Source organism: Tistrella mobilis KA081020-065, from assembly GCF_000264455.2.
Classification (GTDB): domain Bacteria; phylum Pseudomonadota; class Alphaproteobacteria; order Tistrellales; family Tistrellaceae; genus Tistrella; species Tistrella mobilis.
The window spans coordinates 288,849-314,238 of the sequence record NC_017957.2; the positions used below are offsets into that span (position 1 = coordinate 288,849).

Genomic DNA, 25,390 nt, shown 5'->3' on the forward strand with positions numbered 1-25,390 from the left:
CCTTTCCCGTCAGAGTGATGCCACGCGAAGCGCGCCGCCACCGGCGACGGGATCCGGGGCGATGGCCAGGCGGTTGCGCAGCGGCAGGCCGAAACCGGGCACCTCGATCTCGAACACATCGCCGGGTTCCGTGCGCAGCCCGGCCGCAAAGGAGAGCGTGGCGGTCCCGAACATGTGGACATGCACATCGCCCGGATGGCGGAACAGCTCGTATTTGAAGTGGTGGTGCTCCAGATTGGCGAAGCTGTGGGACATGTTCTCTTCGCCCGACAGGAAGGGGGCATCGAACAGCACCTCGTCGCCGCGCAGCACCCGGGACCGGCCCTCGATGCTCGCGGGCGGCGGGCCGATCCGCAATTCGGGGCCGAAGGCGCAGCGGCGCAGCTTGGAATGGGCCAGGAACAGGTAATTGGTCCGTTCCGTCACATGGTCGGAGAATTCATTGGCCACCGCGAAGCCCAGCCGCCAGGGCGTGCCGTCGGGCCCGATCACATAGAGCCCGGCGATCTCGGGCTCCTCGCCGCCGTCCAGCGCGAAGGCGGGTGACAGCAGCTCGGCCTCGGGTGCGGCCACGCTCTCGCCATTGCCCTTGTAGAACCATTCGGGCTGGACACCCACCTGACCCGCGGCCGGCTTGCCGCCCTTCAGCCCCATGCGGAACATCTTCATGGAATCGGTCATGCCGGCCTCATCGTCGCCGCCGCCATGCATGCTGTTCCGTGTGGAGGCCGAGCCCAGATGGGTCAGCCCGGTGCCGGTGACGTAAAGATGGGCCGGGTCGGGATGGTCGATCGGCGGCAGGATCCGCCCTTCGCGGCCGGCCTGCTCCAGATCCACCGCCCGGCCGGGGGTGATCTGGCCAAGCGCCTCGGCCAGTGTCCGCCCCCGGTCCAGGCAGTGCATCGCCAGGGCATAGGTGGTGTCGAAGCCGGTGACCTCGTGGGCCTCGGTGCCGTCGCGCACCACCACCGCCCGTGTGCCGTCTGTCCGCACGATCTGGGAAAGCAACATGGCCTCAGCCTTTCTTCTTGTTGTAGACGTCGAACACCACCGCGGCCAGCAGCACCAGGCCCTTGATGACCTGCTGCCAGTCGATGCCGATGCCGAGAATGGACATGCCGTTGTTCATCACGCCCATGATGAAGGCGCCGACCACGGCACCGACCACGGTGCCGACACCGCCGGCCATGGACGCGCCGCCGATGAAGACCGCGGCGATCACGTCCAGTTCGAAGGACACGCCGGCTTTGGGTGTCGCGGTGTTCAGCCGGGCGGCGAAGACCAGGCCGGCAAGGGCGGCCAGCATGCCCATATTGGCGAAGGTCAGGAACACCAGCTTCTCCGCCGGAATGCCCGACAGCTTGGCCGCCTTCTCGTTGCCGCCGATGGCATAGATCCGCCGCCCGATGACCGTGCGGTTGGTGATGAAGGAATAGACCGCGATCAGCAGCGCCATCACGATGAACACGTTCGGCAGGCCCCGGAAGGTCGCCATCAGATAGCTCATATAGACAAGTGCGATGGTGATCAGGGCGTATTTGCCGGCGAAGAAGGCGAAGGGTTCTTCCACAAGCCCGGTCGCGGCCTGTTTGCGGCGGCTGCGCACCGCCATCACCAGGATGCCCGCCGCCACGACGATGCCCGTCACCAGCGACAGGGTGTTGAAGCGTCCGCTGCCGAAGATGTCGGGCACGAAGCCCGAGGCGATCAGCTGGAAATTGGCGGGGAACGGACCCACGGACTGGCCGGCCAGCAGCCAGAGCGTCAGCCCCTTGAAGACCAGCATGCCGGCCAGCGTCACGATGAAGGACGGGATCTTGAAGAAGGCGACCCAGAAGCCCTGGGCCATGCCGATCAGCGCGCCCACGGCCAGACAGATCAGCCCGGCCAGGACATAGGGCACCTCCCACTGGACGATCATCACCGCGGCCAGCGCGCCCACGAAGCCCAGCACCGATCCGACCGACAGGTCGATATGGCCCGAGACGATCACCAGCAGCATGCCGACCGCCATGATGACGATATAGCTGTTCTGCAGGATCAGATTGGTCAGGTTGACCGGCTTCAGCAGGATGCCGTCGGTGGCGACCTGGAAGAACACCATGATGACGATCAGCGCCAGCAGGATGCCGTATTCCCGCATGTGCTTGCGCAGATAGGCGCCCATGGTGAGCCCGGACGCGGGGGCGGTCTCACGCTCGGATGGTTTCGCCAGGTCCATGGGTCTGGTCTCCGGAAGTGACGATCATCGCCATGATCTTTTCCTGGGTGGCATCGGCCGTCGGCAGCTCGCCCACGAAACGCCCCTCGTTCATGACGTAGAGACGGTCGGTGATGCCCAGCAGCTCGGGCATTTCCGAGGAAATCACGATGATCGATTTCCCCTGGGCCGCGAGCGCGGCGATGATCGAATAGATCTCGAACTTCGCGCCCACATCGATGCCGCGGGTCGGCTCGTCGAGGATGAGGATGTCGGGGTCGGCGAAGAGCCATTTGGACAGCACCACCTTCTGCTGGTTGCCGCCCGACAGGTTCACCGTCTCCTGCTCGATCGAGGCGCATTTGATGTTGACCCGCGCCCGGTAGTCCTCGGCCACGCCGGCTTCGCGGTGCTCGTCGACCACGCCGGCACGGGCCACCGCATCCAGGTTCGCCAGCGGCACGTTGCGGCGGATGCTGTCGGCCAGCACCAGCCCCAGACCCTTGCGATCCTCGGTCGCATAGGCGAGCCCCGCCCTGATGGCGCGGGGGATGGTCGACAGATCGGCGGGCCGGCCGTGGATCCTGACCGTGCCGGAAATGCCCTGGCCATAGCTGCGGCCGAACAGGCTCATCGCCAGTTCCGTGCGGCCGGCGCCCATCAGCCCGGCAATGCCCAGAACCTCGCCCTGCCGCAGGTGGAAGTTCACACCCTTGACCACCAGCCGGTCCCGATGGGTGGGGTGGTGAACCCGCCAGTCGGCAACCTCCATCACCGTGTCGCCGATGCGGGGCGTGCGCGGTGGATAGCGGTCGGACATCGACCGTCCCACCATGTCGCGGATGATTTCGCCCTCGCCGTAAGAGCTGTCGGACATGTCGCGGCTGGCGACGGTGGTGCCGTCGCGCAGCACCGTCAGACTGTCGGCCACCCGCGAGACCTCGTTCAGCTTGTGAGAAATCAGGATCGCGGTCAGGCCCTCGCGCGTCTTCAGCTCCACCAGCAGGTCGAGCAGGGCCTCGCTGTCGCGTTCGTTGAGCGAGGATGTCGGCTCGTCCAGGATCAGCAGCCGGACTTTTTTGGACAGCGCCTTGGCGATCTCCACCAACTGCTGCTTGCCAAGGCCCAGATCCTCGACCCGGGTGTCCGGGTTTTCCCGCAGCCCCACCTTGGCGAGCAGCGATGCGGTGCGGCGGCGGGTCTCCGGCCAGTCGATGACCCCGTATCGGGCGATCTCGTTGCCGAGGAAGATGTTCTCGGCGATCGACAGTTCGGGCACCAGGGCCAGTTCCTGATGGATGATGATGATGCCCCGGGCCTCGCTGTCGGCGATGCCCCGGAAGGCCATGGGCTGGCCTTCATACAGGATCTCGCCCTCATACGACCCGGCCGGGTAGACCCCGCTCAACACCTTCATCAGGGTGGATTTTCCCGCCCCGTTCTCGCCCACCAGCGCCCGGATTTCCCCGCGCCGCACGGCGAGATTGACGCGGTCCAGCGCCTTCACCCCAGGAAATTCCTTGGTGATCCCGCGCATCTCAAGGATGGCGTCCATCCGTTCCTCCCAAGGGGTCTCGCCCGAAGCCGTCCTTTGCCCCGGGCGAGGGATCCCGCCGGTTACTCGATCTCGGACGCCTTGTAATAGCCGCTGTCGATCAGCACCGACCGCCAGTTGGCCGCGGTGACCGGAACCGGCTCCAGCAGGTAGGAGGGAACGACCTTCTTGCCGTTGTCATAGGTGGTGGTGTCGTTGATTTCGGGCTCGCCGCCGCCCATCACGGCATCGACCATGCCGACCGTCACCCGGGCGAGTTCGCGGGTGTCCTTGAAGATGGTCGAATACTGGTCGCCGCGCAGGATGGCCTTGACCGAAGGGACTTCGGCATCCTGGCCGGTGACGATGGGCATGGCCATGTCGCCCGAGCCGTAGCCCACCCCTTTGAGCGACGAGATGATGCCGATCGACAGGCCGTCATAGGGGGAGAGCACCCCATGGACCTTCTTGCCCGTGTAGTTGGCCGAGAGCAGATTGTCCATGCGCGCCTGGGCGACCGCGCCGTCCCAGCGCAGCGTGCCCACCTTGTCCATGCCCATCTGGCCCGAGGGGATCACCACCGAGCCGTCCTTGATCAGCGGGTCGAGCACCGACATCGCGCCGTTGTAGAAGAAATAGGCGTTGTTGTCGTCGGGCGAGCCGCCGAAGAGTTCCACGTTCCAGGGCTTCTGGTCGGGGAAGCGTTCCTTAAGGCCCTCGACCAGGGTGGTGGCCTGCTGGACGCCGACCTTGAAATTGTCGAAGGTGGCGTAATAGTTCACATGCTCGCTGTCGCGGATCAGCCGGTCATAGGCGATCACCTTGATGCCGGCGGCATCGGCGTTGGCGAGCACGTTCGACAAAGTGGTGCCGTCGATCGCGGCGATGACCAGGACGTTCACGCCCTTGGTCACCATGTTTTCGATCTGCGCCAGCTGGTTGGGAATGTCGTCTTCGGCATATTGCAGATCGGTCTCGTAGCCGGCGGCCTTGAACTGCTCGACCATCGAGCTGCCGTCGGAGATCCAGCGGGCGGAGGATTTGGTGGGCATGGAGATGCCCACATATCCCTCGCCGGCCGATGCCAGGTCCGCGCCCCCCATGGCGATCACGGACAGGCCGGCCGCAAGCGCGACCGTCTTCAATGCCCTCATCTTTTCCTCCCTTCGCGGCGCCCCCTGGTTCAGCCCCGCTTCTGCGGAGTCCGCCGGGACGGCCCTTGCTTTTGTGGCGCAACTCATCGGCGGACGGTCCGGCCGGTGATTGCCGCTGGGTCTATTGGTAAGAGGATTGGATATGCCGGTCAAATCGGCATAATCATGTTCAATATATCATTATCCGAATATCACACGCGTCGGCAGGACGGGAGGTTGCCATCATGGAGAGCGGCCCGAACAAGGTGGGGCGACGCGACCGGCTGATCGGCCGCGGCATCAAGTTCCGTCATCTGCGGGTGCTGGCAGAGCTGCTGGACACCCCGCAGGTCAGTGCTGCCGCGGCACGGCTGAACATGACCCAGCCCACCGCCTCGCGCCTGCTGGCCGAGGCGGAGACCATCGTCGGCGTGCCCCTGTATGAACGGCATCCGCGGGGCATCCGCCTGACCGTGATGGGGGCAACCCTGGCCGAACGCGCCCGGCGCCTGCTGCGGGATCTGGACCAGACCGATCGCGAGATCGAGGATATGGGCCGCGGCACCCGGGGCACCGTCAATATCGGCGCGGTGACCGGGCCGGCGCTGGAGATCATCCTGCCGGTGATCCGCCAGCTGCGCGTGACCCATCCCGACATCCGCGTCAACGTATCGGTCGACCTGTCGGACAAGCTGGCCGGCGAGCTTCTGGCGGGGGCGGTGGATTTCTACATCGGCCGCCTACCGGCCGACCGGGATCCGCGCAGTTTCGTGATCCGCACCATCGGCGAGGAACCCTTGAGCCTGGTGGTCCGCAAGGGCCATCCGCTGACCCGCAAACCCGCCCCGACGCTGGAAGACTGCGTCGCCTATGACTGGATCCTGCAGCCCCAGGGCGGGCTGATGCGGACCACGGTAGAGGCTTATCTGCTCGGCCGCGGATGCACCCTGCCGGACCGGGTGCTGGGGACGTCGTCGATCCTGCTGACGCTGGCCTTGATCGCCAGTTCGAACGGCATCGGCACACTGGCACGCACCGTGGCGCGGTTCTATGCCGATCACGAAGGCATGGGCATGGGCATCGTGACCCTGCCCGTCGCCGAGGATATGCGGGTGACGCCTTATGCCCTGATCCGCCCCCGCGATGTCGACCCCACGCCGGCGGCAGAGACCGTGTTCGCCATGATCCACGAGCGTATCGACAATCTGGCCCCGACCATCTGAATGGGGCGGAATGTCACGGCGGGCCATAATATTCTTCTGATATACATATATTCTCTGCCCTGTCGGAGCCTCATCCCATGGACGACGTCACCATCGCCCGCGTCATTCACGTCCTGGCGGTCCTGCACTGGATCGGCGGGCTATGGCTGGTCACCTTCGTGCTGCTGCCGGCCGTCGGCCGGATGGCCGAACCCACCCGGCGGCTGGAGGTGTTCGAGGCGATCGAGGGGCGGTTTTCAGTGCAGGCGCGGGTGTCGGTGGTGCTGGCCGGGCTGTCGGGCTTCTGGATGACCTGGCGGATGGATGCCTGGTGGCGCTTCGCCGAGCCCGGCTATTGGTGGATGCATGCCATGGTCGTGCTGTGGGCGATCTTTGCCGTGATCCTGCTGATCGCCGAGCCGCTGGTGCTGCATGCCTGGTTCCACCGGGCCGCCGCCAGCCGGCCCGAGGCGGTGTACCGGCTGGTGTTGCGCGCCCATCGGGTGCTGTCGGCGGTGGCCGCGGTCACGGTGGCGGGGGCCGTGGCCGGGGCGCATGGCATGCTGTTCTGATCGGCGCGGGGGCGCCGGTCAATCCATCTCGATCACCAGCTTGCCGAAGGGGCCGCGGTCGAGATGGGCGAAGGCCTCGCGCACCTCATGGGCGCGATAGCGCCGGGCGATGACCGGCTGAAGGCCCAGCATGTCCACCGCGCGGACGAAATCTTCCAGCCCTCGCCGGTGGCCGACGGCGATGCCCTGGATCACCGGCGCCTTGGTCAGCAGCGGTTTGACATTGGCCGAGATTTCGGCGCCGTCGAGCACGCCGATCACCGAGATCCGCCCGCCGGGGGCGAGTGCGCGGAGCGAGGTGCCGAGGCCGGCGCCGCCTGCCACTTCCAGCAGATGATCGACACCGCGGCCGCCGGTCGCCGCCACCGCCGCCTCTGCCCAGTCGCCGGCCGTCCGGTCGATGCCGTGATCGGCGCCGAGCGCGCGTGCCTGCGCCAGCTTGTCGGCCGAGCCCGAAGTGACCAGCACACGTGCGCCATGCGCCCGCGCGATCTGCAACCCGAACAGCGCCACCCCGCCGGTGCCCTGGACCAGCACGGTGTCGCCTGCCCGGATACGGCCGTATTCCACCAGCGCCATCCAGGCGGTCAGCCCGGCCACCGGCAGGGTCGCGGCGCCGGCATCGTCGAGGGTGCGGGGGGCCGCCACCAGCCAGTCTTCGGGCAGCACCGCGTGGGTGGCGAGCAGGCCGGGCAGGGTGCCGGCCAGGGTATCGAGCGGCAGCGGCCACGCGCCGCCCGGTCTGCGGCCGTCGATCCAGTCGGGGATGAACTGCGCGATCACCCGGTCGCCGGTTCTGAAGCGCGAGACGCCGGCACCGGTCGCCAGCACCCGCCCGGCCATGTCGGAGGCGGGCGAGACCGGCAGGCTGAGCGGCAGGCCCATACCGGTTTCCACCACCATCTTGTCGCGATAATTCAGCGCCACCGCGCCGATCTTCACCAGCACCTCTCCCGGGCCGGGCGTGGGGATGGGCAGGGTTTCGGGCTGGAGGGTCGCGATGTCATGGGCGGTGATCGTCCAGCGGGTCATGGTGCCGTCGGTCATGGGGCCTCTCTCCGGCGGGGGATGATGGAGCCCGCAGGCTAGCCTGGAATTTCTGTCGCCAGTTGCGCCGATATGTCGGAAGATTGGCGCCTGGCATGCAACAAAAGACGGATCATACGGCGGATCATGGACCGGTTGAGCGGCATCGGCGTGTTCGTGGAGGCGGCGGAGGCCGGCAGTTTCTCGGCGGCGGCCGAGCGTCTGGCCCTGTCGCGCTCGGCGGTCGCCAAGACGGTGGGCCGGCTGGAGGCGCGGCTGGGCGTGCGGCTGTTCCACCGCACCACCCGCGCCCAGGCGCTGACCGAAGAGGGCCAGGCCTTCCTGGAGCACTGCCAGCGGGGGCTGGCCGACATCCGCGCGGGGGAGGCGATGCTCGCCCATGGTCGTCGTGCCGTGGCGGGCCGGCTCAGGGTCTCCCTGCCGGTGCTGTTCGGCCGGCGCTGCGTCGCGCCGGTTCTGACCGGGCTGGCCCGCGAGCATCCGGGGCTGGAGCTGGACCTGCATTTCACCGACCGGCTGGTCGATCTGGTCGAGGACGGCATCGATCTCGCCATCCGCAACGGCCCCCTCGACGATCAGGCCGGGCTGATGGCGCGGCTGGTCGCCCGCCAGCGGATGACGGTGGTGGCCTCGCCCGACTATCTGGCCCGGCGGGGGGCACCCGCCGATCTGGCGGCGCTGGCCGGTCACGACTGCCTGGTCTATCTGCGCGGCGGCCGGGTGCGCGGCTGGCTGTTCCCGATGCCGGACGGCCGCGATGCCGTGATCCGGCCGGCGGCCCGGCTGCGCTTCGACGATCTGGAGGCGCTGGCCGATGCGGCGGCGGCCGGGCTCGGCCTCACCTGGCTGCCCTGCTGGCTGGTCCGCGACCGGATCCGCGCCGGCACGCTGGCGGAAGTGCTGACCGACCAGCCGGCCACCGTCTTCACCAGCCACGCGATCTGGCCGCGCAGCCCGCACCCCGACCTGAAGCTGCGGCTGGCCGTCGACCGCCTGGCCGAGCGGCTGCCCGGCGCGGCGGAGCTTTGATGGGGGAACGGTGCGGCGTGCCCTTGTCGGGGCCTTAGCGCTTGTCTGGGGCCTTAGCGCTTTTCCGGGGTGATAGTGAGGCGCGTCTTCATGTCCGCGGCCGTCAGAATGGGAATCGGAACGTCATCTGCGAGCACCAGCAGATCACGGTCCCCGGTGAGGAGTGCATTGGCGTGGCCGGCAAGCGCCAGCACCAGGAAGGGCTGGTCGAACGGATCGCGGCAATCCGGGACCGCAGGCGGTGGGACGGGGATCAGCACTGTCTCGCACCAGGGCAGATAGTCAGCCAGCAGGTCCTCGTGCCCAGGCAACGGCATCGGCAATATCTGCTTCCGACAGGTTCACTTCTTCCAGCTTGGCCCGGACAGCATCAGCGCGGTTGATGCGAACCGGGGTGAGTATGATGCGGCCGTTCTCTTCGACCACATCGAAATACTCCGCGCCCTCTACCGCAGCGACCACCGCCTTTGGCAGAGTGAGTTGGTTTTTCGATGTCAGTTTTGCGAGCATGTAGATGTTCCTGGGGCGTAAGGAAATGCTGACATCATGATTTCCAGGATTCAAGGGGACATGAGGCTGCCGGACACGGTTGGAGCCCGGCGCCATCGTCACCCCCGGCACCGGTCCAGATACCCCACCAGCATCTCCCCCAGCGCCTGACCGAAGGCCTCGACCGCGGCCGGTGATTGCGGGGTTTCCGAGTAGTCCTTTCCGACCGATTTCAGCGTGCGCATGATCACCTCGCCGGTGAGCGCGCGGCGGGCGTCGTCGGCCTCGGGCAGGGCTTCGCGCATGAAGGCGGCGAGGGCGTCGTCGACCCGGGCGCGGGCCGCTTTGGCTTCGGGGGCGTCGCGATAGAGCGGGGCGGCGTCGTCGAGGGCGCGGCGGATGGCGGCCTCTTCGCATTCCGAGCGGAGGAAGGTCGTCGCCAGATCGCGCAGCCGGTCGGCGGGCGCGCGGGTGGTATCCGACAGGATCGCATGCATCTGGCGGCTGGTCTGCTGCCATTCATCGCTTTGCAGGCGGAACAGGATCGCCGCCTTGTTGGGGAAGTACTGGTAGAGCGAGCCCACGGCCACGCCCGCCCGTTCCGCCACCCGCGCGGTGGTGAAACGCTGCGCGCCTTCGGTCGTCAGAACCTGAACCGCCGCTTCCAGGATCGCCGCCACCAGCCCCTCGGACCGGGCCTGTTGCGGGCGTTTTCGCAAGGAAATCCGCGGGGTCTGGGCAGGGGGCATCAGGGGCTCCGCCAATGCGATTAGCGCGAATGCGACGATCTCGTCATATTTTTAGGGCGAGGCGGCGCCCCTCTCAATCCGAAACGACCGATACCCGAAATCCTGTCTGTCGAGAGGGAGTTTCCCCATGTCTACGCTCACCCAAGGGCCGGTCGCCGACCTGTTGGACCGCCTGTTCGCCGAGGCCGCCGCGGCGGAAATCCCGCCGGCCCTGGCCCGGCTCTCCGCCGAAGAGCGCGATCGGCTGATGCGCAGCCGAAGCCTCTATCGGGATCTCTATCATGGTCTGGCCGAGGTCGCGCTGCCGGTCTCGCCCACAACCGGGCGGCTGCTTTACATGCTTGCATGCAGCCTGAAGGCGCGGACGATCGTCGAATTCGGCACCTCCTTCGGCATCTCGACCCTGCATCTGGCGGCGGCGCTGCGCGATACGGCCGGTGCGGATGGTGCCGGCCGGATCATCACCACCGAATTCGAGCCCGCCAAGGCCAACCGCGCCCGCGACAACCTGCGGGTCGCCGGTCTTGCCGATCTGGTCGAACTGCGCGAGGGCGATGCGCTGGAAACGCTGGCCCGCGATCTGCCGCCGGCGATCGATCTGGTGCTGCTCGACGGCGCCAAGGTGCTCTATGCCGAGATCCTGGCGCTGATCGAGCCGCATCTCCGCCCCGGCGCCCTGGTGGTGGCCGACAATGCCGAACACGCCCCCGACTATCTGGCCCGGGTCCGCGACCCGGCCAATGGCTGGCTGTCGGTGCCCTTTGCCGGCGATGTCGAACTGTCGATGCGGCTCGGCTGACCATTGGCGGCCCCCCCCCCTTTACCGCCCTTATCTTGTGGTGGAGCGTTCCATGACGACCTCTTCAGCCGGTGCGCAGGCACGGCTTCTGCTGCTGGTTGCCGTTCTTTTCCTCTCCTATCTCTGCGTCGCCATCCCGCTGCCGGTGGTGCCGGTGCAGGTCACCGACGGGCTGGGGCTCGGTAATCTTCAGGCGGGGCTGGCGGTGGGCATCGCTTTCCTCGCCACCATCCTCACCCGCGGCCCGGCCGGGCGGATATCGGACCGCGCGGGCGCGAAGATCGCGGTTGCGCGCGGCCTGGCGCTTTATGCCGCGGGCGCCCTGGTCTCGCTGCTCGCCGGGCTGACATCACTCGCGCCGATAACTGCATTTGCGGTTCTGATCGCCGGTCGGTTGCTGGTCGGCCTGGGCGAGAGCCTGGTCGGCGTCGGCGTGGTCGCCTGGGGCATCGGCATCACCGGCCCGGCGCGGGCCGGCCGGGTGCTGGCGCTGGTGGGGGCCGCGATCTATGGCGCGCTGGGCCTGGGCGGCCCGCTCGGCCTGCTGCTGATGGAGCATGCGGGCTTCATGGGGGCCATGGCCGTGGCGGCGCTGCTGCCCTGCCTCGGCCTGATCGCCGTCGCGGCCATGCCGGGGGTGGCCCCGCATCCCGATGCCGCGCGCCCATCCTTCCTGTCGGTGATGGGCCAGATCTGGCGGCACGGGCTGATCGTCTGCCTGCAGGGCATCGGCTTTGCCGCGATCGGCGCCTTCTTCGTGCTGCTGTTCCTGAACCGGGGTTGGGCCCATGCCGGGCTGGGGCTCGCCGCCTTCGGCGCCGGTTTCGTGCTGGTGCGCATCCTGTTCGGCCATCTGCCCGACCGGCTGGGCGGGCTGCCGGTCGCCACGGCGTCACTGGCGGTCGAGGCGGCAGGTCAGGTCCTGATCTGGGCGGCACCGATGCCGGAGCTGGCGCTGGCCGGCGCCTTCCTCACCGGGCTCGGCTGCTCGATGGTGTTTCCCGCCATGGGGCGCGAGGTGGTGCATCTGGTGCCGCCGCATCTGCGGGGCACGGCGCTGGGCGGCTTTTCGGCCTTCCAGGATCTCGCCTATGGCCTGACCGGCCCGCTGGCCGGGCTGCTCGCCGATCGCGCCGGCTATGGCCCGGTCTTCCTGATCGGCGGCTGTGCGGCGGGGGCGGGGGTGCTGATCGCCCTGTGGCTGCGCCGGGCGCGTCACCGAACGGTCGCAGCATGACCCCAGAGATGCCACGATGTCGTATCCAGCTCAGTTTCAGGCAGAAGGAGTGGAGTCATGCCCATCCGTCTTCCCCGACGCACGCGTCTGCAGCTGGCCGGCCGCCTGCAACTGCTCGTCCTGGGCGCGCTGGTCGCAGCTGTGCCCGCCCGCGCCGATCATGGGCCGGCGAAGCTGGCGGCCCTGACCAACCGGCCGTCGCAGGCGCCGGTCACGCCGCGTGCCCTGGCGCCCAGGCTGGACGGCAGCCTGCCGCCCGGCCGGCTGCCGGCCCCGGACGAGGTGCTGACCTATCGCCCCGATCCGGCGCTGCGCCGGCGCAATTTCGATATCTTCGTCGACCGGCTGCGGGCCCATGACGCCGGGGCCGCCGACAATCTCGACCGCCTGTTGACCGACAACGACGTGATCGGCGCCGCCCGCGACTGGCTGAAACCCTATGGCATGCGACCGGAGAACGTGGCCGATGCCATGGCGGTCTATCTTTCCACCGCCTGGGGCGCCGTGCGCGGCAGCGAGGCCGACCCGGCGCCCGAGGTGATGCGCGGCCTCAGCGACCAGCTGGCGGCGGCGATCGGCGCCACCCCCGGCTTCACCCGGGCGAGCGATGCCGAGAAACAGGAACTGGCCGAATCGATGATCGTCCAGGCGGTGATCATCTCCCGCCATGCCAGCGCCGCCCGCGACCGCCCCGACCTGCAAAGGCGGGTCAGCGAGGCGGTGGCGCGGGGTGCGCAGGCGACCTTCGGGGTGGATCTGACGGCGCTGGATCTGACGGCGGACGGGTTGAGGTGAGGACCGCCGGCAGGAGGGCCGGCAGAACGATGCGAAGGCGCTCCCGCAGCGTGACGTCGCTGTCCGGATCGTAGCGCAGGCAATGCTCGATCAGGGCCGGGTCGAGGAAGATGGCAAAGGATCCGTTGAGGGCCCGCGCCGCCTGTGCGGGACATGCCCTTTCGACATCTCCGGCTTCGACATCTCCGGCTTCGATCCCCTGCCGGATGATGTATTCGAACAGTTTCTCCATCCGGTCGAGATGGACCGCAAGGATGGCGGTATTGGCCCGGCTGGCGGCGATGATCATGTCGTGCATGCGTCGGTCGTTGAAAAAGCGTGCCCGATTGTACCGATGAACCGCGGTCAGAAGCCGTTCGATCTTCAGGGCCGCCGGCATGTCCATCAGGGCGATCGCGAAGGCGATGTCGGCGATCTCCTTCACGGCACGATGGCAGATCGCGTCGGAAATGGCCTGCCTGGCCGGAAAGAAGCGGTAGAGATTGGCCGGGCTCATGTCGAGTTCGGCGGCGATGTCGGCCATCGAGGTCTTGAGATGGCCGACGCGGCGAAACCTCTCCTCCGCCACCTGCAGGATGCGGACGCGGATCTCGTTGGCGCTGGCGCGCGGCGGTTTGGTGCGCGGCGGGCGGGGAGAGGTCACCGATATCTCCGTCATGTCGCCCTGATCCGGAACCAGACGGCGTAGAGCGCCGGCAGGAACAGGAGGATCAGCAGCGTGCCGCAGGCCGTGCCGCCGATCAGCGTATAGGCCATCGATCCCCAGAACACCGAATGGGTCAGCGGGATGAAGGCGAGCACCGCGGCAAGGGCCGTGAGGATCACCGGCCGCGCCCGCTGCACCGTCGCTTCGATGACGGCGTGATAGGCGTCGAGCCCGGCGGCGCGGTTCTCCTTGATCTGCTCGGTCAGGATCAGCGTGTTGCGCATCAGGATGCCGGCCAGGCCGATCAGGCCCAGGATGGCGTTGAAGCCGAAGGGCTGGTTGAAGGCGAGCAGAGCCGGCACCACGCCGACCAGGCCGAGCGGGGCGGTCAGCATCACCATGGCCAGCATCGGGAAGGATCGCACCTGCAGCATGATGATGATCAGCGTGGCCGCGATCATGACCGGGAAGATGGTGACCAGCGCGGCATTGGCCTTGCCGGCCTCTTCGATCGACCCGCCCATTTCGATGCGATAGCCGGGCGGCAGGGTGGCGATCAGCGGCTGAAGGGCCGTCATGACCTGTTTCGAGACCTCGGGCGGCTGGGTGGCCTCGTCGATCTCGGACCGCACGGTGATGACGGGGATGCGATCGCGGCGCTTCAGAATCGGCTCTTCCAGGCGGATTTCGGCATGACCGATCTGGTCGAGCGGGATCTGCCGGCCGTCCCGGCTGGTCAGGGAGAAATCGGCGAGGCGTGTGGGATCCAGCCGCTCTCCGCCGGCGCTGCGTGCGACCACGGCGACGTTGCGGATGTCCTCGCGAAGCTCCGTGACGGTGATGCCCGACAGCAGAAGCTGCAATTGCTGGCTGACCTCGGCCGGCGACAGGCCGATCAGGTTCAGCCGGTCCTGGTCGGGCACGAAGCGCAGCACCGGGGTGCGATTGCCCCAGTCGCGATTGGCCTCTCGCACCTCGGGAATGCCGCGCATGACGGCGAGCACCTGTTCCGAGAGGCTGTAGAGTGTTGCGGGATCGGGGCCCATGATCCGGAATTCGACCGGAAAGACCGAGGGCGGGCCGAAGACGAACTGTGTGGCGCGCACATAGGCCTCGGGTGCCAGACCCTGGGCCACGGCCGCCCGCAGCCGGTGCTTCAGGGCGTCGCGCGCCTCGGCATCGGGTGTCAGCACCACGATCTTGGCGAAGGCCGGGTCGGGCAGCTCCGGCGACATGGCCAGGAAGAAGCGCGGCGCCCCCTGGCCGATATAGCTGGTGACGATCCGGGCCTCGGGCTGGCCGTCCAGCCAGTGTTCAAGCTTGCGGACGGCGCCGGTCGTGGTCTCGATGCTGCTGCCTTCGGGCAGGCGGACCTCCACCAGCACTTCCGGGCGGTCGGAGGTGGGGAAGAACTGCTGCTTGACCCCGCCCATCCCCATGCCCGCCAGGACGAAGGCGATGACGACGATGCCGCAGGTCAGGAATTTGTGGCGCACGGCCAGCGCGATGAAGCGGCGCAGACGCCGGTAATTGGGCGTGTCGTAGATGGCGTGATGGCCGCCCTCGACCGGCCTGATCGCGGGCAGCAGCTTCACGCCCAGATAGGGGGTGAAGACCACGGCGACGATCCACGAGACGATCAGGGCGAAGCCCACCACCCAGAAGATGTTGCCGGCATATTCGCCGGCTGTGGAGGGGGCGAAGCCGACCGGCAGGAAGCCGGCGATGGTGACGAGCGTGCCCGAGAGCATCGGTGCCGCGGTATGGCTCCAGGCATAGGCCGCCGCCCTGATCCGGTCCATGCCCTCTTCCATCTTCACTACCATGACTTCGATGGCGATGATGGCATCGTCGACCAGAAGCCCCAGCGCCAGGATCAGCGCGCCCAGGGTGATGCGGTCGAAGAACCGGCCGGTCTCCAGCATGATCAGGAACACGACCGCGAGCGTCAGCGGGATGGCCGCCGCCACCACGATACCGACCCGCCAGCCGAGGCTGAGCAGGCTGACCAGCAGCACCACGCCCAGCGCCATCGCGAACTTCAGCATGAATTCGTCGACCGCCGAGGTGATGTTGACGGCCTGGTCGGTCACCTTGTCGAGCGTCATGCCGAGCGGCAGGCCGCCGGCGATGGCCGCCGTCTTCTCTTCCAGCGCCCGGCCGAGGTCCAGCCCGTTCCAGCCCTGCTTCATCACCGCGGCGAGCATGATGGCGGGCTTGCCGTCATGGCGGATCAGATAGCCGGGCGGATCCTCGTAGCCGCGGCGGATCCGGGCGATGTCCGAGAGCTTCAGCACGCGCCCGCCGGCGACGATCGGCGTGTCGGCGATCGCCTGAACCCCGTCATAGGCGCCATCGATCCGGATGAAGACCTGCGGGCCCCGGGTCTCGATCGATCCGGCCGGGGTCAGGGTGTTCTGACGCTGCAGCGCGGCGATGATCGCCTGCGCCGGAATGCCGAGCGTCGCCAGCCGGTCATGGGAAAATTCGACGAAGATCCGCTCGGGGCGCTCGCCCAGGATGTTGATCTTCTCCACCCCCGGCACATGCAGCAGATCCTGGCGGACGATTTCCGCCTGCCGGACCAGCTGGCGCATCGGCATGTCTTCGGCCTTCAGCGCATAGAGCGCGAAGCTCACATCGGCGTATTCATCGTCGACGAAGGGCCCGTAGACGCCGGGCGGCAGGTTGCCGGCCTCGTCTCCCAGCTTCTTGCGGGCCTGATAGAATTCGTCCTGAACGGCCGAAGGCGGGGTGGTGTCCTTCAGCGTGACGGTCATATAGGCATAGCCCGGCCGCGCGGTGGTCTCCACCCGGTCGTACCAGGCCAGTTCCTGGAGGCGCTTTTCCAGCGGTTCGGCCACCAGATCCTGCATCTCGCGCGCGGTTGCGCCCGGCCAGGCGGCCGTAACCGTCAGGGTCTTGATGGTGAAGCTGGGGTCCTCTGCCCGGCCGAGTTTCAGGAAGGCATAGGCGCCGGCCGCCATCAGCAGAAGAATGAAGAACAGCGTGACCGCGCGTTCGCGCACGGCGAGCGCGGAAAGATTGAAGCGCATCACTGCCCCCCACCGACTGCGGCGGCAGCCCTGACCTCGGCGCCGTCGCGCAGAAGATGGGCACCGAGGGAGACCACGGCGTCGCCCGGCTGCACCCCTGCAAGCACCGCGGTTTCGCTGCCCAGCCGCACCAGGCGGACGGGGCGGAACTGCACGGTGGAGGCGGCGGGATCGAAGACCCAGACGCCGGTTTTCCGCCCGTCGTCGAGCACGGCGCCGAGTGGTACTTCGACCTCTGCTTCGGCCGGGCGGCCGGCGATGCGGATGGTCACCGTCGCACCCAGCGGTGCCGCCGCGGCCTCGCCCTCCAGCACATAGCGTGCCTCATAAGTGCGGGTCAGGGGATCGGCGGCGTTGGAGAGCTGACGGAGCTGCGCCCGATAGCGATGTGCCCCGTCGCCGTAGAGCGTGGCCTCCGCCACCGAGCCGATCGCGGGGCGGACCGTTTCCGGCAGGGCGACCACGGCTTCGCGCGGCCCCGACCAGGCAAGGCGGATCACCGTCTGGCCGGCCGGGACCACCTGTCCCGGCTCGCCCAGCGTTTCGACCACGGTTCCGTCGGCTTCGGCGACCAGCACGGCATAGGCTGCTTCGTTTTCGGCCACACGGGCCTCGGCTTCTGCCGCGGCAAGCCGGGCGGCCGCGCTGTCCAGGGCGGCTTTGGCCTGGTCATAGCGCTGCGGGCTGGCGGCCAGGCCGTTCTTCACCAGGTTGGCATAGCGCCGCTCGTCGGCCTTCGCCTGAACGAAGACCGCGCGGGCCGCCGCCGCGGCATTGCGCCGGGCGGCCAGGGCAAGCTGAAGATCGCTGTCGTCGATCCGCATCAGCGGCTGGCCGGCCGTCACCGCCTCGCCGGTATTCACCAGGCGTTCGATGATCTTGCCGGGCACGCGAAAGCCCGGATTGCTCTGCACCCGCGCGCCGATCACGCCGGTGAAGCCACGCTCGGATCCGCCGACCACCCGGGCCGTCGCCAGCCTGACGGTCGGCGGATCCTGCCGCGGGTCGTTCACGGCCGCGGCCTCGTCTGCGCGCAGGGACAGGGCCGCGAAGCCGGCCACCCCTGCCCCTGCAACCGCCAGCCCCCAAAGTGCAGCCCGGAATTTTGCCGTCATGCCCGGTGTCCCCGTCCGAATAGATTGCATACGACCGCTATATAGGTTATAGATGTCGAACACAATCTAAAAAAGACGGAGAATGGCAATGCGCGTCAGCCGGGCTCAGGCCGTGGAAAACCGGGAAAACGTCATCAATGTCGCCAGCCGCCTGTTCCGCGAACACGGTTTCGACGGCATCGGTCTCAAGGATCTGATGAAGGGCGCCGGGCTGACCCAGGGCGCCTTCTACAAGCAGTTTGCCTCGAAAGAGGACCTGGCGGCCCAGGCCTCCCGGCGGGCGTTCGAGAGCGTCTCCCACCGCTGGTCGGATGCCCTGGCGGCAGCGCCGGAGGATCCCTTCACGGCGGCCGTCGCCTTCTACCTGAGTGCGGAGCATTGCGACGAGACCCCGGACGGCTGTCCGATCGCGGCCTTGGGCACCGATGCCGCCAGACAGGGCAGCACCGTCAGGGCATCGTTCGAGGAGGGGATCAGAGAGCGTCTCGACAACCTTCGCCGCCTGATGGGCGCGGATGAGAGCGCGGGCGCGGAAGACGCGGCGATGGCCGCGCTGTCGACCATGGTGGGCGCGCTGATCCTGTCGCGCGTCGTGAATGACCCCGATCTGTCGAAGCGTTTCCTGGATGCCGCCGCCGCCAGCCTGACCCGCGATCGCGGATGACCCCGCCCGGCGTCGGTCGCCGGGCCAGCAGAAAGATGTCGTACCCATGAACAAAGTCAGTGCCGGCGTCGCCCTGGTGACGGGGGCATCCTCGGGCATCGGCTATGCGACGGCCGCCGCCCTGCTGCAGGCGGGATACCGTGTCTACGGCACCAGCCGCAGGACCCCCGCCGCCGGCCCGGCGGGGGTTGCCATGCGCACCGCCGATGTCCGGGATGATGCCTCGGTGGCGCGGCTGATCGGGGATGTGCTGGCAGAGGCCGGCCGGATCGATCTGCTGGTCAACAATGCCGGCATCGGCGTGACCGGCGGGGCGGAAGAATCGTCGGTCGCCCAGGCCCAGGCCCTGTTCGACGTGAATGTCTTCGGGCCCATGCGGGTGATCCGGGCGGCGCTGCCGGCGATGCGCCAGCAGGGGGCCGGGCGGATCGTCAACATCAGCTCCATCCTGGGCGTGATCCCCGCCCCCTACAACGCCATCTATGCGGCGAGCAAGCACGCCATCGAGGGCTATTCCGAATCGCTCGATCACGAGCTGCGCGGCTTCGGCATCCGGGTGGTGCTGATCGAACCCGCCTATACCAGCACCGGCTTCGATGCCCATGGCATGACCCCGGATCAGCCGCTTGCGATCTATGACGAGGTGCGGGCGCAGGCCGAACGGCTGATGCAGAGGGGCGTGACGGCGGGCGATGCCCCCGAGATCGTGGCGCAGACCGTGCTGAAGGCCGCCCGGGCCGCCACCCCGAAGCTGCGCTACACCGCCGGAAAGATGGCGGGCCGGGTGCGGCTGCTCCGCCGGTTCGTGCCGGAATCAGCCTTCGACAAAAGCCTGCGCAAACAGGCGGGCCTGCCGGCCTGACCGCGCCTGCCCCACCGTCAGACGCCGAAGACCAGCGATCGATGCGCGCCCACCCCCGCCCGCACGCCCGAGGCGAGGGCCAGACTGGCATTGTGCATGGGAAAGGCGATGTCGCCCGCGGCATAGACGCCCGGCACCGAGGTGAGGCCCCAGTCGTCGGTCGCGATCCAGGGGCCGGTCGGGCCGGTTTCGGTGCGGCAGCCCAGCATGCCGGGCAGGGGGGTGGTGAAGGCGGGTTCGGGGGCGACGAACAGGCCGGTCATCGGCAGCTCGCGGCCGTCGGCAAGGCGGATGCCGGCAAGGCCGGGGGCCGGGCCCAGCAGCTCCGCCACCGGCACCGTCTCGATCGTCACCCCGGCCGCGGCCAGGCGGGCGGCGGTTTCGGCATCGGGGGCGGGGATGGCGTCCAGCAGCAGCGTCGTCGGCCCCCAATCGGTGAAGAGCAGCGCATGCGCCGCCATGTCGGGGCGGGTGGCGAGCACGCCGAGCGGCCCGCCCGCCGTTTCATAGCCATGGCAATAGGGGCAGTGCAGCACGCCATGGCCCCAGCGGTCGGCCAGCGCCGCGGCCAGCTTGCGGCCGGTCCCGGCGCCGGGCATGGCGTCGGCCAGGCCATGGGCCAGGATCAGCCGGGCGGCGGTCATCTCGCGGCCATCGGCCAGCTGCACCAGAAAGCCGTCGCTGGTGGCCGCCGCTGTCGCTACCTCGCCGCCGATCAGCGTCGCCGCCGGATAGGTGGCAAGCTGGGCGCGGGCCTCGCCCAGAATCGCGGCAGGGCTGCGGCCATCCTGCCCGGGCATGCCGTGCAGCGCGGGCGAGAACCGGTTGCGCGGCTGGCCGGCATCGATCACCGCCACCTGTCGCCGCGCCCGGGCCAGCTGCATCGCCGCCGCCAGCCCCGCAAAGCTGCCACCGACCACGATTGCGTCGAAGTGCATGGATCTCTCCTGATTACGTATCGTTCGAAGTTACGTAACTTTAGGAGTGGCGTGTCCAGCCCGTCAAGACTCATGTCGCTTCCGCTCTTGCGTGACGGGGCTGCATGATGGGATGAAGGGATCGGAGCCTGCCTGCCACCCTTGACCACCCGGACCCACGCGATGAGATCCGACAGCCGCCTGTCGCGCATGCTGCATGTGCTGATCCACATGAACCGCCATGACGGCCCGATGACCTCGGACGCCATCGCGGCGATGCTGTCGACCAATCCGGTGGTGGTGCGCCGGACCATGGCGGGCCTGCGCGAAGCCGGCCATGTGCGCTCGGAAAAGGGCCATGGCGGCGGCTGGACCCTGGCCCGGCCGCTGGCCGACATCACGCTTCTGGATGTGCACCGGGCGGTGGGCGACCCTGCCATCTTCGCGATCGGCCTTGCCCACGACAACCCGGACTGTCTGGTGGAGCAGGCGGTGGATGCGGCGCTGGCGGGCGCGCTGGCCGAGGCCGAGGCGGTGCTGCGCGCCCGGCTGGCGGCGGTGACGCTTCAGGATCTGGCGCAGGATTTCGAGCGGCGGCTGGCGGATATCGGGCTGGCGGGGCCGGCCTGCCCCGTAGAAACCTCTCCGGTAGAAATCTCCCCGGTCGAGGGCTGAGGCCGGGCCGCGGTCAGAGCAGCGGGATCACCATCAGCGTCGTGCAGACCGCATTCGCCAGCATGCCGGCCGCCGCCATCGCCGCCATGTCGCCGCCGCGGGGGGCGGCATGGGCCACGCCGATCGCATGGCTGGTGAGGCCGAGGGTGAAGCCGGTGACGCGGTCGTCGTCGCGCAGGCCCGCCAGACGGGTCAGCGCCAGCCGCGCCAGCAGCGGGGTGACCATCGCCCCGAACAGCCCGTTGCCCAGAATGCCGAGCATGGTGACGTCCATGGTGCTGCCCAGGCTTTGTGCCAGCGGGATCGCGACCGGCGCCGTGACCGCGCGCAGGCCCAGCCCCAACTGGTCGGGCAGGGGCAGGCCCAGCAGCGGGCCGATCAGGAAGATGCCGAGGAACGAGGTGGCGCCGCCGGCGATCGTGCCCGCCACCAGCGGCCGCCAGACCGCGCGCAGATAGACCCGCATCCGCCAGAGCGGCACGGCCATGGCCGCGGTCGCCGGCAGCAGGGCGGCCGATAGCGGCGTGGTCGCACGGCCGTAATCCCCGATCGGAAGATCGATCGCCGTCAGCACGCCGATGATCAGCACCGCCGCGGTCAGCACCGGGGTCAGAAAGGCCGAGCCCCGCGCCGCCGCCCATAACCGCCGCGCCGCGGCCCAGGCCGCGAAGGTGAGCGCCAGCAGCGCCACCCCCTGCCAGGAGAGCGCCCGCGCCCAGGCCAGAAGCTCGGTGACGGGATCAGTCATGGCCGCGCGCCCCGCGCTCCGCCGCCGGGATCGGCGGCTGCCGCCTCAGGCGGGTGAACACCACGACCGTCACCGCCACCGTGACCGGCAAGGTCAGGGCGATCGCGGCCACCAGCCCCGGCAGCCGCCCGGGATCGTCCACCATCGCCTGCAGGGCCCGGGTGGCGGGCGGGATCAGGAACAGCCCCAGCAGCGGCAGCAGAACATCCCCGGCGGCTTCTATTGGCCGCCGCGCGACGGGCACCCAGGCCAGCACCGCCAGCACGATCGGCACCGCCAGAATCTGCCCCGGCAGCCCGATCCCGGTTACCGCCGACAGCCAGCTGCCGGCCATGCAGGCCAGAACGAACCCGACCATTCCGACGCAGACCGCGCCGGCCTTCTTCCACCCCGTCGCCATGGAACCCTTCACGATGCTGTGCGTGGCGGCGGGCAGTATGCATCAGGGGTGGGGGAAGGGGTAATGCGGTTGTCATCTCCCGGCCCTTGCGGCAGAGAGGCTGCGCCCCGTGCCGGGCATGAAGACCGTTCCCGAGAAACAGAGGGTGGCGATGACGACGCAGAACCAGCCGGGCGACAGGTACGGTGTCATGACGGCATACAGGCCCGAAACCGCAAAGATGCCCAGATTGAGCAGGCTGGCGTGATAGGAATTGATCGTGCTGCGCCACCGTTCGGAGAGATGGTTCAGACGTGCGTGATGAAGCGGCCCCGCGGCCCCGTAGCCGAAGGCCCAGGGTGTCCCCGCAACTGCCAGAAGACAGGGTGAGCCCGCGGGCAGGGCGAAGAGGGCGATGCCGATGGCCGAGGCGGCAGCAAGGGCCGGCAGCGCCCGGCCTGGCCAGCGCCGTTCAAGGGTATGGCCGCAGAGATTGCCGATGATGACGACAAACCCGAACCATGCCGCGATGAGACCCGCCCCCGCGGTCGTGATCGGCAGGCTGCGGGCCGCGACATTGGCCACGATGGCGCCGAAGCCGGCGGCACATCCCAGCCACAGAAAGCTGGTCGCAAGACCGGACCGCACGCCTGGCGTTCGCAGCGCGGCGCCATGCGTGGCGAAGAAGGATGCCGGACGCCCCCGCTTGCCCGGCGGGCACAGGGCGACCACCCCGATGGCGCAGAGAAACGCCGTCGCGCCAAGGGCATGGTAGGCATGTTGCCAGCCTATGCCGCTCGCCATCCAGCCCGCCACGACCGGTGTGATCACGAAAGACGCCATCAGCCCGACAAAGACCCTGGCGAGCCGCCGGCCGATCTCATCGGGCGGTGCCTGGTCGGCGACGATGGTCAAGGCGTTCGGCTGGATGATCGCGGCGCTGCACCCCGCCAGTCCCGACAGCCAGACCGCGATGGTGAGGCTGCCGCAATGCGGCAGGACCGAGAGCGTGACGGCCTGACCGAGAAGGCCGGCCGTCAGCATCCGTTTCCGCCCCAGGCGGTCGGCGAGGGGGCCTGCGGCAAGTGCGACCGCCGCGTAGACCAGACCATAGGCGGCGGGAAGAAGCGCGATGCGGCTGGACGGCACGCCGAAATGGGCGCCCATCACGGTCATCATCGGCCCGGCGACGACTTCCGCCGAGCCGATGATGAACAGGCAGACCCACAGAACCGCGAACCAGGCGCCTGTGCCGCTGCTTCCCTGGCCTCTGCTTCCCTGGCCGCCTTTCAAGGCACTGGTCGACGTCAACAGGCCCCCTCCGGACCGGCACCGGGCCGCATGCCGAGGAGCGAAAAGAGCTCCAGTCTCGCCCCTGGGTCTTTCCGGAAAACGCCGGTCATCCGGCTGGTGATCATCGCGACGCCCGGCTTGTGCACGCCGCGCGTGGTCATGCACTGGTGTGATGCCTGGACGACGACCGCAACCCCGCGCGGTTCGAGAACCGTGGCGATGGCATTGGCGATCTGCGCCGTCATCCTCTCCTGGATGGTGAACCGTTTCGCATAGCCTTCGACGACACGCGCCAGTTTCGAGATGCCCACGACCCGGGTCCGGGGCAGATACGCGACATGGGCGGTTCCCACGACCGGCACCATATGATGCTCGCAATGGCTTTCGAACCGGATGTCGCGCAGCGCCACGATTTCATCGTAGCCGTCGATCTCTTCGAAGGTGCGCGCGAGAATCTCCTGCGGCTCCATCGCATAACCGGCGAAGAATTCGCCATAGGCGCGCACGACCCGGTTCGGTGTCCCCAGCAATCCTTCGCGGTCCGGATCATCACCTGCCCAGCGGAGCAGCGTCCGGACGGCTTCTTCTGCCTCGGCAACTGTTGGTCGTGCGTCGAGCGCGGCCGATACGGCATCAGGCATGGTCAATCCTCCCGTCGCACAATCCTAGAAGAAATGGATTTCCAGCTTGATGTCTTCGATGTAATCCCAGTCGATGCCGTCGATGCGGAAGCTGGCCGCATCGTAGACGCCATCGTCATAGGTGTCATCGGGATCGATCGTCAGACCGGCGCAGACATATTTGCGCAGATAATCATTGTCGGTCGGCACGATGGCGTTCTTGCCATAGCCCGAGACGTCGACGATGTAATTGATATCCCCGGCCTCGTAGGTCCGCACGACCGTCTCGCCCCTGGCAAAGCCGATATGGCGGAGCAGGTCGGTCGCGAAATTATTGGCGCCGACTTCGAACGACACCCGATCCTTGCGCTTCTGATCGGTCATCTCCGGCGGCGCATCGAGCCCGTTGGCCTGGCCTTCGGTTTCATAGTAGTGAAGCGCAGACTGCACGCCGCGCAGATCATAAATGTACGAATAGCGCTCGATCTTCTTGTCCTTCGCAGCACAGATGAAGAAATAGTGCCCCAGGCTGTGCAGAAGCATAAACATCCGCGACGACAGGGAAACGCCCTGCGCAAAGGTGATGTCGCGGCCTTTGATGATGGTCTTGATGTTGAGCGGATGTCCGGCCGCCTCGCGGTATCGCAGCCCGTACATGCGGGCCAGCTGATCGCAGGCGGCCTGATACTCCTCTGGCGTGACGAGCGCCAGGACGTCGCGGATGTCGTCGTCGGTGGCGGCCTTGGGGGCGGGGGCGGGGCGTAAGTTTTCGGAAACCAGCGACATACGTCGTCTCCTTGCACAACGAAGGGGCGGATCTGTTCGGCGGGTCTTCGGACGATGTCGTCTTGGTGGACCGTGAAGCCCGCCTGCAGGCGCACCGGTTTGAAGGCACCAGGATCCGCGACTGTCAGATGCCGGAGGGCAGTGGTGGCGCACTGCCGATATTAATGGCATAGGACATTATTATATTGTCACAATTCAATCATAATGTCATAGATGTTGATGTTCAAGGACAATCAGGGTTGATGATCTGGTCACGGCTGCCACGCGGAGTGATGTCTCAGCTTCCGCGCCGGCGGCCATCAATGCGTTGTACGTGTGTGCGAGGCTGGCATCTGGTCGATATTGTCCGGACAAATCCCCTTGCGCCCACCCCCGCCCTCTGCATACAGTAACTTGTCCAGACAAAATGGCCGCCCCCCAGCCGGCCGGGCACAAGTAACAATCAGGGAGACGGGTCGTGGACGACCAGCGCATTATGCAGCGGACCAGCCATCTGCACGTCAATTCGGCCGATGTGGTGCCGGAAGTGATCAACCGGGTGGAGGGTGTCGAGGAACAGGGGCATGTCACGGTGAAGAAAATGGCCGTGGGTGAGCATATCCTGTTTCTGGAAGTCTTCCGTAAGAAAGGGCTGATCGATCCAGTGCATAAGCACATGGATCATGAGACCGTGGCCTATCTGATCAGCGGGAAGATGCGGCTGGTGATTGGTGGCGAGGAGTTCATTGCCACGGCCGGCAGTTCCTGGGTCCATCCGGTCGGGGTTGAGCATTACAGCGAGGCGCTGGAGGATTGCCTTCAGGTCGAGGTGAAGTCGCCGCCGCGCAAGACCTGGGAGTGAGG

At 67.8% G+C, this 25,390-nt stretch carries 27 protein-coding genes; 10 read left to right on the top strand and 17 right to left on the bottom strand.

Going from position 1 to position 25,390, the window contains the following annotated elements:
- Window positions 1-9 precede the first annotated feature (9 nt).
- From araD1 to chvE, 4 genes are all read right to left on the bottom strand, one after another.
- Complete coding sequence (araD1, locus tag TMO_RS19160; protein WP_014747335.1) at window positions 10-1,011, bottom strand: AraD1 family protein; 1,002 nt, start codon at window positions 1,009-1,011, stop codon at window positions 10-12.
- A gap of 4 nt (window positions 1,012-1,015) precedes the next feature.
- Window positions 1,016-2,221, bottom strand: coding sequence for a multiple monosaccharide ABC transporter permease (gene mmsB, locus TMO_RS19165; protein WP_014747336.1), 1,206 nt, complete (start codon window positions 2,219-2,221; stop codon window positions 1,016-1,018).
- Complete coding sequence (mmsA, locus tag TMO_RS19170; RefSeq protein ID WP_014747337.1) at window positions 2,193-3,755, bottom strand: multiple monosaccharide ABC transporter ATP-binding protein; 1,563 nt, start codon at window positions 3,753-3,755, stop codon at window positions 2,193-2,195. Before mmsA ends, mmsB begins: the two co-directional genes overlap by 29 nt.
- A gap of 62 nt (window positions 3,756-3,817) precedes the next feature.
- The gene (gene chvE, locus TMO_RS19175) at window positions 3,818-4,888 is read right to left on the bottom strand and encodes a multiple monosaccharide ABC transporter substrate-binding protein (protein WP_014747338.1); all 1,071 of its coding nucleotides are present in this window, start codon (window positions 4,886-4,888) and stop codon (window positions 3,818-3,820) included.
- 224 nt (window positions 4,889-5,112) lie between these two features.
- Here chvE and TMO_RS19180 point away from each other — a divergent pair, with 224 nt between their 5' ends.
- Entirely contained in the window at window positions 5,113-6,090 is a 978-nt protein-coding gene (locus TMO_RS19180; protein WP_014747339.1) for a LysR family transcriptional regulator, read from the top strand.
- 77 nt (window positions 6,091-6,167) lie between these two features.
- Window positions 6,168-6,641 (top strand): membrane protein, encoded by a 474-nt coding sequence (locus TMO_RS19185; RefSeq protein WP_014747340.1) that lies wholly within the window; start codon window positions 6,168-6,170, stop codon window positions 6,639-6,641.
- Between the two features lie 18 nt (window positions 6,642-6,659).
- On the opposite strand, the gene TMO_RS19190 is transcribed toward TMO_RS19185, so the two are convergent.
- Window positions 6,660-7,688 carry a zinc-dependent alcohol dehydrogenase family protein gene (locus tag TMO_RS19190; RefSeq protein WP_014747342.1) on the bottom strand — a complete coding sequence of 343 codons (1,029 nt, stop codon included), beginning with the start codon at window positions 7,686-7,688 and terminating at the stop codon, window positions 6,660-6,662.
- 126 nt (window positions 7,689-7,814) lie between these two features.
- Between TMO_RS19190 and TMO_RS19195 the strand changes: the two genes are divergently transcribed.
- Window positions 7,815-8,717, top strand: a complete 903-nt coding sequence (locus TMO_RS19195) for a LysR family transcriptional regulator (protein ID WP_041606891.1) — start codon at window positions 7,815-7,817, stop codon at window positions 8,715-8,717.
- Between the two features lie 53 nt (window positions 8,718-8,770).
- On the opposite strand, the gene TMO_RS19200 is transcribed toward TMO_RS19195, so the two are convergent.
- The 3 genes from TMO_RS19200 to TMO_RS19205 all read right to left on the bottom strand — a co-directional run bounded on the left by TMO_RS19200 (window position 8,771) and on the right by TMO_RS19205 (window position 9,955).
- Window positions 8,771-9,034, bottom strand: a complete 264-nt coding sequence (locus TMO_RS19200) for a putative toxin-antitoxin system toxin component, PIN family (RefSeq protein WP_041606893.1) — start codon at window positions 9,032-9,034, stop codon at window positions 8,771-8,773.
- Window positions 9,000-9,227, bottom strand: a complete 228-nt coding sequence (locus TMO_RS30640) for an AbrB/MazE/SpoVT family DNA-binding domain-containing protein (RefSeq protein ID WP_014747344.1) — start codon at window positions 9,225-9,227, stop codon at window positions 9,000-9,002. Before TMO_RS30640 ends, TMO_RS19200 begins: the two co-directional genes overlap by 35 nt.
- A 98-nt stretch (window positions 9,228-9,325) precedes the next feature.
- Window positions 9,326-9,955, bottom strand: coding sequence for a TetR family transcriptional regulator (locus TMO_RS19205; protein WP_014747345.1), 630 nt, complete (start codon window positions 9,953-9,955; stop codon window positions 9,326-9,328).
- Window positions 9,956-10,082: 127 nt separating this feature from the next.
- On the opposite strand from TMO_RS19205, the gene TMO_RS19210 reads away from it, so the two are divergent.
- Genes TMO_RS19210 through TMO_RS19220 form a run of 3 tightly spaced genes read left to right on the top strand, consistent with a single transcriptional unit; the run spans window position 10,083 to window position 12,786 of the window.
- Window positions 10,083-10,754 carry an O-methyltransferase gene (locus TMO_RS19210; protein ID WP_014747346.1) on the top strand — a complete coding sequence of 224 codons (672 nt, stop codon included), beginning with the start codon at window positions 10,083-10,085 and terminating at the stop codon, window positions 10,752-10,754.
- A 52-nt stretch (window positions 10,755-10,806) separates the two neighbouring features.
- Window positions 10,807-11,991, top strand: coding sequence for an arabinose transporter (locus TMO_RS19215; protein WP_014747347.1), 1,185 nt, complete (start codon window positions 10,807-10,809; stop codon window positions 11,989-11,991).
- A 57-nt stretch (window positions 11,992-12,048) separates the two neighbouring features.
- Window positions 12,049-12,786 (top strand): DUF6683 family protein, encoded by a 738-nt coding sequence (locus TMO_RS19220; protein ID WP_014747348.1) that lies wholly within the window; start codon window positions 12,049-12,051, stop codon window positions 12,784-12,786.
- Here the strand turns inward: TMO_RS19220 and TMO_RS19225 are convergent.
- From TMO_RS19225 to TMO_RS19235, 3 genes are read right to left on the bottom strand one after another with little or no spacing between them, the layout of a single operon-like run.
- Window positions 12,701-13,444, bottom strand: a complete 744-nt coding sequence (locus TMO_RS19225; protein WP_081599043.1) for a TetR/AcrR family transcriptional regulator — start codon at window positions 13,442-13,444, stop codon at window positions 12,701-12,703. The genes TMO_RS19220 and TMO_RS19225 overlap by 86 nt on opposite strands.
- Complete coding sequence (locus tag TMO_RS19230; RefSeq protein ID WP_014747349.1) at window positions 13,441-16,488, bottom strand: efflux RND transporter permease subunit; 3,048 nt, start codon at window positions 16,486-16,488, stop codon at window positions 13,441-13,443. Before TMO_RS19230 ends, TMO_RS19225 begins: the two co-directional genes overlap by 4 nt.
- Entirely contained in the window at window positions 16,488-17,603 is a 1,116-nt protein-coding gene (locus TMO_RS19235; RefSeq protein ID WP_014747350.1) for an efflux RND transporter periplasmic adaptor subunit, read from the bottom strand. Before TMO_RS19235 ends, TMO_RS19230 begins: the two co-directional genes overlap by 1 nt.
- Before the next feature lie 88 nt (window positions 17,604-17,691).
- Between TMO_RS19235 and TMO_RS19240 the strand changes: the two genes are divergently transcribed.
- Both TMO_RS19240 and TMO_RS19245 read left to right on the top strand, forming a co-directional pair.
- Window positions 17,692-18,267: a TetR/AcrR family transcriptional regulator gene (locus tag TMO_RS19240; RefSeq protein ID WP_014747351.1), complete on the top strand. Its 576-nt coding sequence runs from the start codon at window positions 17,692-17,694 to the stop codon at window positions 18,265-18,267.
- Between the two features lie 46 nt (window positions 18,268-18,313).
- Window positions 18,314-19,129: an oxidoreductase gene (locus tag TMO_RS19245; protein WP_014747352.1), complete on the top strand. Its 816-nt coding sequence runs from the start codon at window positions 18,314-18,316 to the stop codon at window positions 19,127-19,129.
- 17 nt (window positions 19,130-19,146) lie between these two features.
- Here the strand turns inward: TMO_RS19245 and TMO_RS19250 are convergent, their stop codons facing one another.
- Complete coding sequence (locus TMO_RS19250; RefSeq protein WP_014747353.1) at window positions 19,147-20,067, bottom strand: NAD(P)/FAD-dependent oxidoreductase; 921 nt, start codon at window positions 20,065-20,067, stop codon at window positions 19,147-19,149.
- A 162-nt stretch (window positions 20,068-20,229) separates the two neighbouring features.
- Here TMO_RS19250 and TMO_RS19255 point away from each other — a divergent pair, with 162 nt between their 5' ends.
- Window positions 20,230-20,721, top strand: coding sequence for an Rrf2 family transcriptional regulator (locus TMO_RS19255; protein WP_014747354.1), 492 nt, complete (start codon window positions 20,230-20,232; stop codon window positions 20,719-20,721).
- A 13-nt stretch (window positions 20,722-20,734) separates the two neighbouring features.
- Here the strand turns inward: TMO_RS19255 and TMO_RS19260 are convergent, their stop codons facing one another.
- The 5 genes from TMO_RS19260 to TMO_RS19280 all read right to left on the bottom strand — a co-directional run bounded on the left by TMO_RS19260 (window position 20,735) and on the right by TMO_RS19280 (window position 24,547).
- A complete protein-coding gene (locus TMO_RS19260) occupies window positions 20,735-21,469 on the bottom strand; it encodes an LrgB family protein (protein ID WP_014747355.1) in 735 nt (244 codons plus the stop codon).
- The gene (locus TMO_RS19265) at window positions 21,462-21,869 is read right to left on the bottom strand and encodes a CidA/LrgA family protein (RefSeq protein WP_014747356.1); all 408 of its coding nucleotides are present in this window, start codon (window positions 21,867-21,869) and stop codon (window positions 21,462-21,464) included. Before TMO_RS19265 ends, TMO_RS19260 begins: the two co-directional genes overlap by 8 nt.
- A 72-nt stretch (window positions 21,870-21,941) precedes the next feature.
- Entirely contained in the window at window positions 21,942-23,159 is a 1,218-nt protein-coding gene (locus TMO_RS19270; RefSeq protein WP_187297855.1) for an MFS transporter, read from the bottom strand.
- Window positions 23,156-23,782, bottom strand: coding sequence for a GTP cyclohydrolase I FolE (folE, locus tag TMO_RS19275; RefSeq protein WP_014747358.1), 627 nt, complete (start codon window positions 23,780-23,782; stop codon window positions 23,156-23,158). Before folE ends, TMO_RS19270 begins: the two co-directional genes overlap by 4 nt.
- A gap of 24 nt (window positions 23,783-23,806) precedes the next feature.
- Window positions 23,807-24,547 carry a hypothetical protein gene (locus TMO_RS19280; RefSeq protein ID WP_014747359.1) on the bottom strand — a complete coding sequence of 247 codons (741 nt, stop codon included), beginning with the start codon at window positions 24,545-24,547 and terminating at the stop codon, window positions 23,807-23,809.
- 457 nt (window positions 24,548-25,004) lie between these two features.
- Here TMO_RS19280 and TMO_RS19285 point away from each other — a divergent pair, with 457 nt between their 5' ends.
- Entirely contained in the window at window positions 25,005-25,388 is a 384-nt protein-coding gene (locus tag TMO_RS19285; protein ID WP_014747360.1) for a cupin domain-containing protein, read from the top strand.
- The last annotated feature ends 2 nt before the right edge of the window (window positions 25,389-25,390 follow it).

What these genes read in the sequence shown, in the direction of transcription:
- TMO_RS19195 (WP_041606891.1), top strand. Translation starts at nt 7,815, where the DNA reads ATGGACCGGTTGAGCGGCATCGGCGTGTTCGTGGAGGCGGCGGAGGCC.
- TMO_RS19220 (WP_014747348.1), top strand. Translation starts at nt 12,049, where the DNA reads ATGCCCATCCGTCTTCCCCGACGCACGCGTCTGCAGCTGGCCGGCCGC.
- TMO_RS19185 (WP_014747340.1), top strand. Translation starts at nt 6,168, where the DNA reads ATGGACGACGTCACCATCGCCCGCGTCATTCACGTCCTGGCGGTCCTG.
- TMO_RS30640 (WP_014747344.1), bottom strand. Translation starts at nt 9,227, where the DNA reads ATGCTCGCAAAACTGACATCGAAAAACCAACTCACTCTGCCAAAGGCG.
- TMO_RS19180 (WP_014747339.1), top strand. Translation starts at nt 5,113, where the DNA reads ATGGAGAGCGGCCCGAACAAGGTGGGGCGACGCGACCGGCTGATCGGC.
- TMO_RS19215 (WP_014747347.1), top strand. Translation starts at nt 10,807, where the DNA reads ATGACGACCTCTTCAGCCGGTGCGCAGGCACGGCTTCTGCTGCTGGTT.
- TMO_RS19230 (WP_014747349.1), bottom strand. Translation starts at nt 16,488, where the DNA reads ATGCGCTTCAATCTTTCCGCGCTCGCCGTGCGCGAACGCGCGGTCACG.
- TMO_RS19200 (WP_041606893.1), bottom strand. Translation starts at nt 9,034, where the DNA reads ATGCCGTTGCCTGGGCACGAGGACCTGCTGGCTGACTATCTGCCCTGG.
- TMO_RS19255 (WP_014747354.1), top strand. Translation starts at nt 20,230, where the DNA reads ATGAGATCCGACAGCCGCCTGTCGCGCATGCTGCATGTGCTGATCCAC.
- TMO_RS19250 (WP_014747353.1), bottom strand. Translation starts at nt 20,067, where the DNA reads ATGCACTTCGACGCAATCGTGGTCGGTGGCAGCTTTGCGGGGCTGGCG.
- mmsB (WP_014747336.1), bottom strand. Translation starts at nt 2,221, where the DNA reads ATGGACCTGGCGAAACCATCCGAGCGTGAGACCGCCCCCGCGTCCGGG.
- TMO_RS19265 (WP_014747356.1), bottom strand. Translation starts at nt 21,869, where the DNA reads ATGGCGACGGGGTGGAAGAAGGCCGGCGCGGTCTGCGTCGGAATGGTC.
- TMO_RS19245 (WP_014747352.1), top strand. Translation starts at nt 18,314, where the DNA reads ATGAACAAAGTCAGTGCCGGCGTCGCCCTGGTGACGGGGGCATCCTCG.
- folE (WP_014747358.1), bottom strand. Translation starts at nt 23,782, where the DNA reads ATGCCTGATGCCGTATCGGCCGCGCTCGACGCACGACCAACAGTTGCC.
- chvE (WP_014747338.1), bottom strand. Translation starts at nt 4,888, where the DNA reads ATGAGGGCATTGAAGACGGTCGCGCTTGCGGCCGGCCTGTCCGTGATC.
- TMO_RS19260 (WP_014747355.1), bottom strand. Translation starts at nt 21,469, where the DNA reads ATGACTGATCCCGTCACCGAGCTTCTGGCCTGGGCGCGGGCGCTCTCC.
- TMO_RS19235 (WP_014747350.1), bottom strand. Translation starts at nt 17,603, where the DNA reads ATGACGGCAAAATTCCGGGCTGCACTTTGGGGGCTGGCGGTTGCAGGG.
- TMO_RS19280 (WP_014747359.1), bottom strand. Translation starts at nt 24,547, where the DNA reads ATGTCGCTGGTTTCCGAAAACTTACGCCCCGCCCCCGCCCCCAAGGCC.
- mmsA (WP_014747337.1), bottom strand. Translation starts at nt 3,755, where the DNA reads ATGGACGCCATCCTTGAGATGCGCGGGATCACCAAGGAATTTCCTGGG.
- araD1 (WP_014747335.1), bottom strand. Translation starts at nt 1,011, where the DNA reads ATGTTGCTTTCCCAGATCGTGCGGACAGACGGCACACGGGCGGTGGTG.
- TMO_RS19190 (WP_014747342.1), bottom strand. Translation starts at nt 7,688, where the DNA reads ATGACCGACGGCACCATGACCCGCTGGACGATCACCGCCCATGACATC.
- TMO_RS19210 (WP_014747346.1), top strand. Translation starts at nt 10,083, where the DNA reads ATGTCTACGCTCACCCAAGGGCCGGTCGCCGACCTGTTGGACCGCCTG.
- TMO_RS19240 (WP_014747351.1), top strand. Translation starts at nt 17,692, where the DNA reads ATGCGCGTCAGCCGGGCTCAGGCCGTGGAAAACCGGGAAAACGTCATC.
- TMO_RS19225 (WP_081599043.1), bottom strand. Translation starts at nt 13,444, where the DNA reads ATGACGGAGATATCGGTGACCTCTCCCCGCCCGCCGCGCACCAAACCG.
- TMO_RS19205 (WP_014747345.1), bottom strand. Translation starts at nt 9,955, where the DNA reads ATGCCCCCTGCCCAGACCCCGCGGATTTCCTTGCGAAAACGCCCGCAA.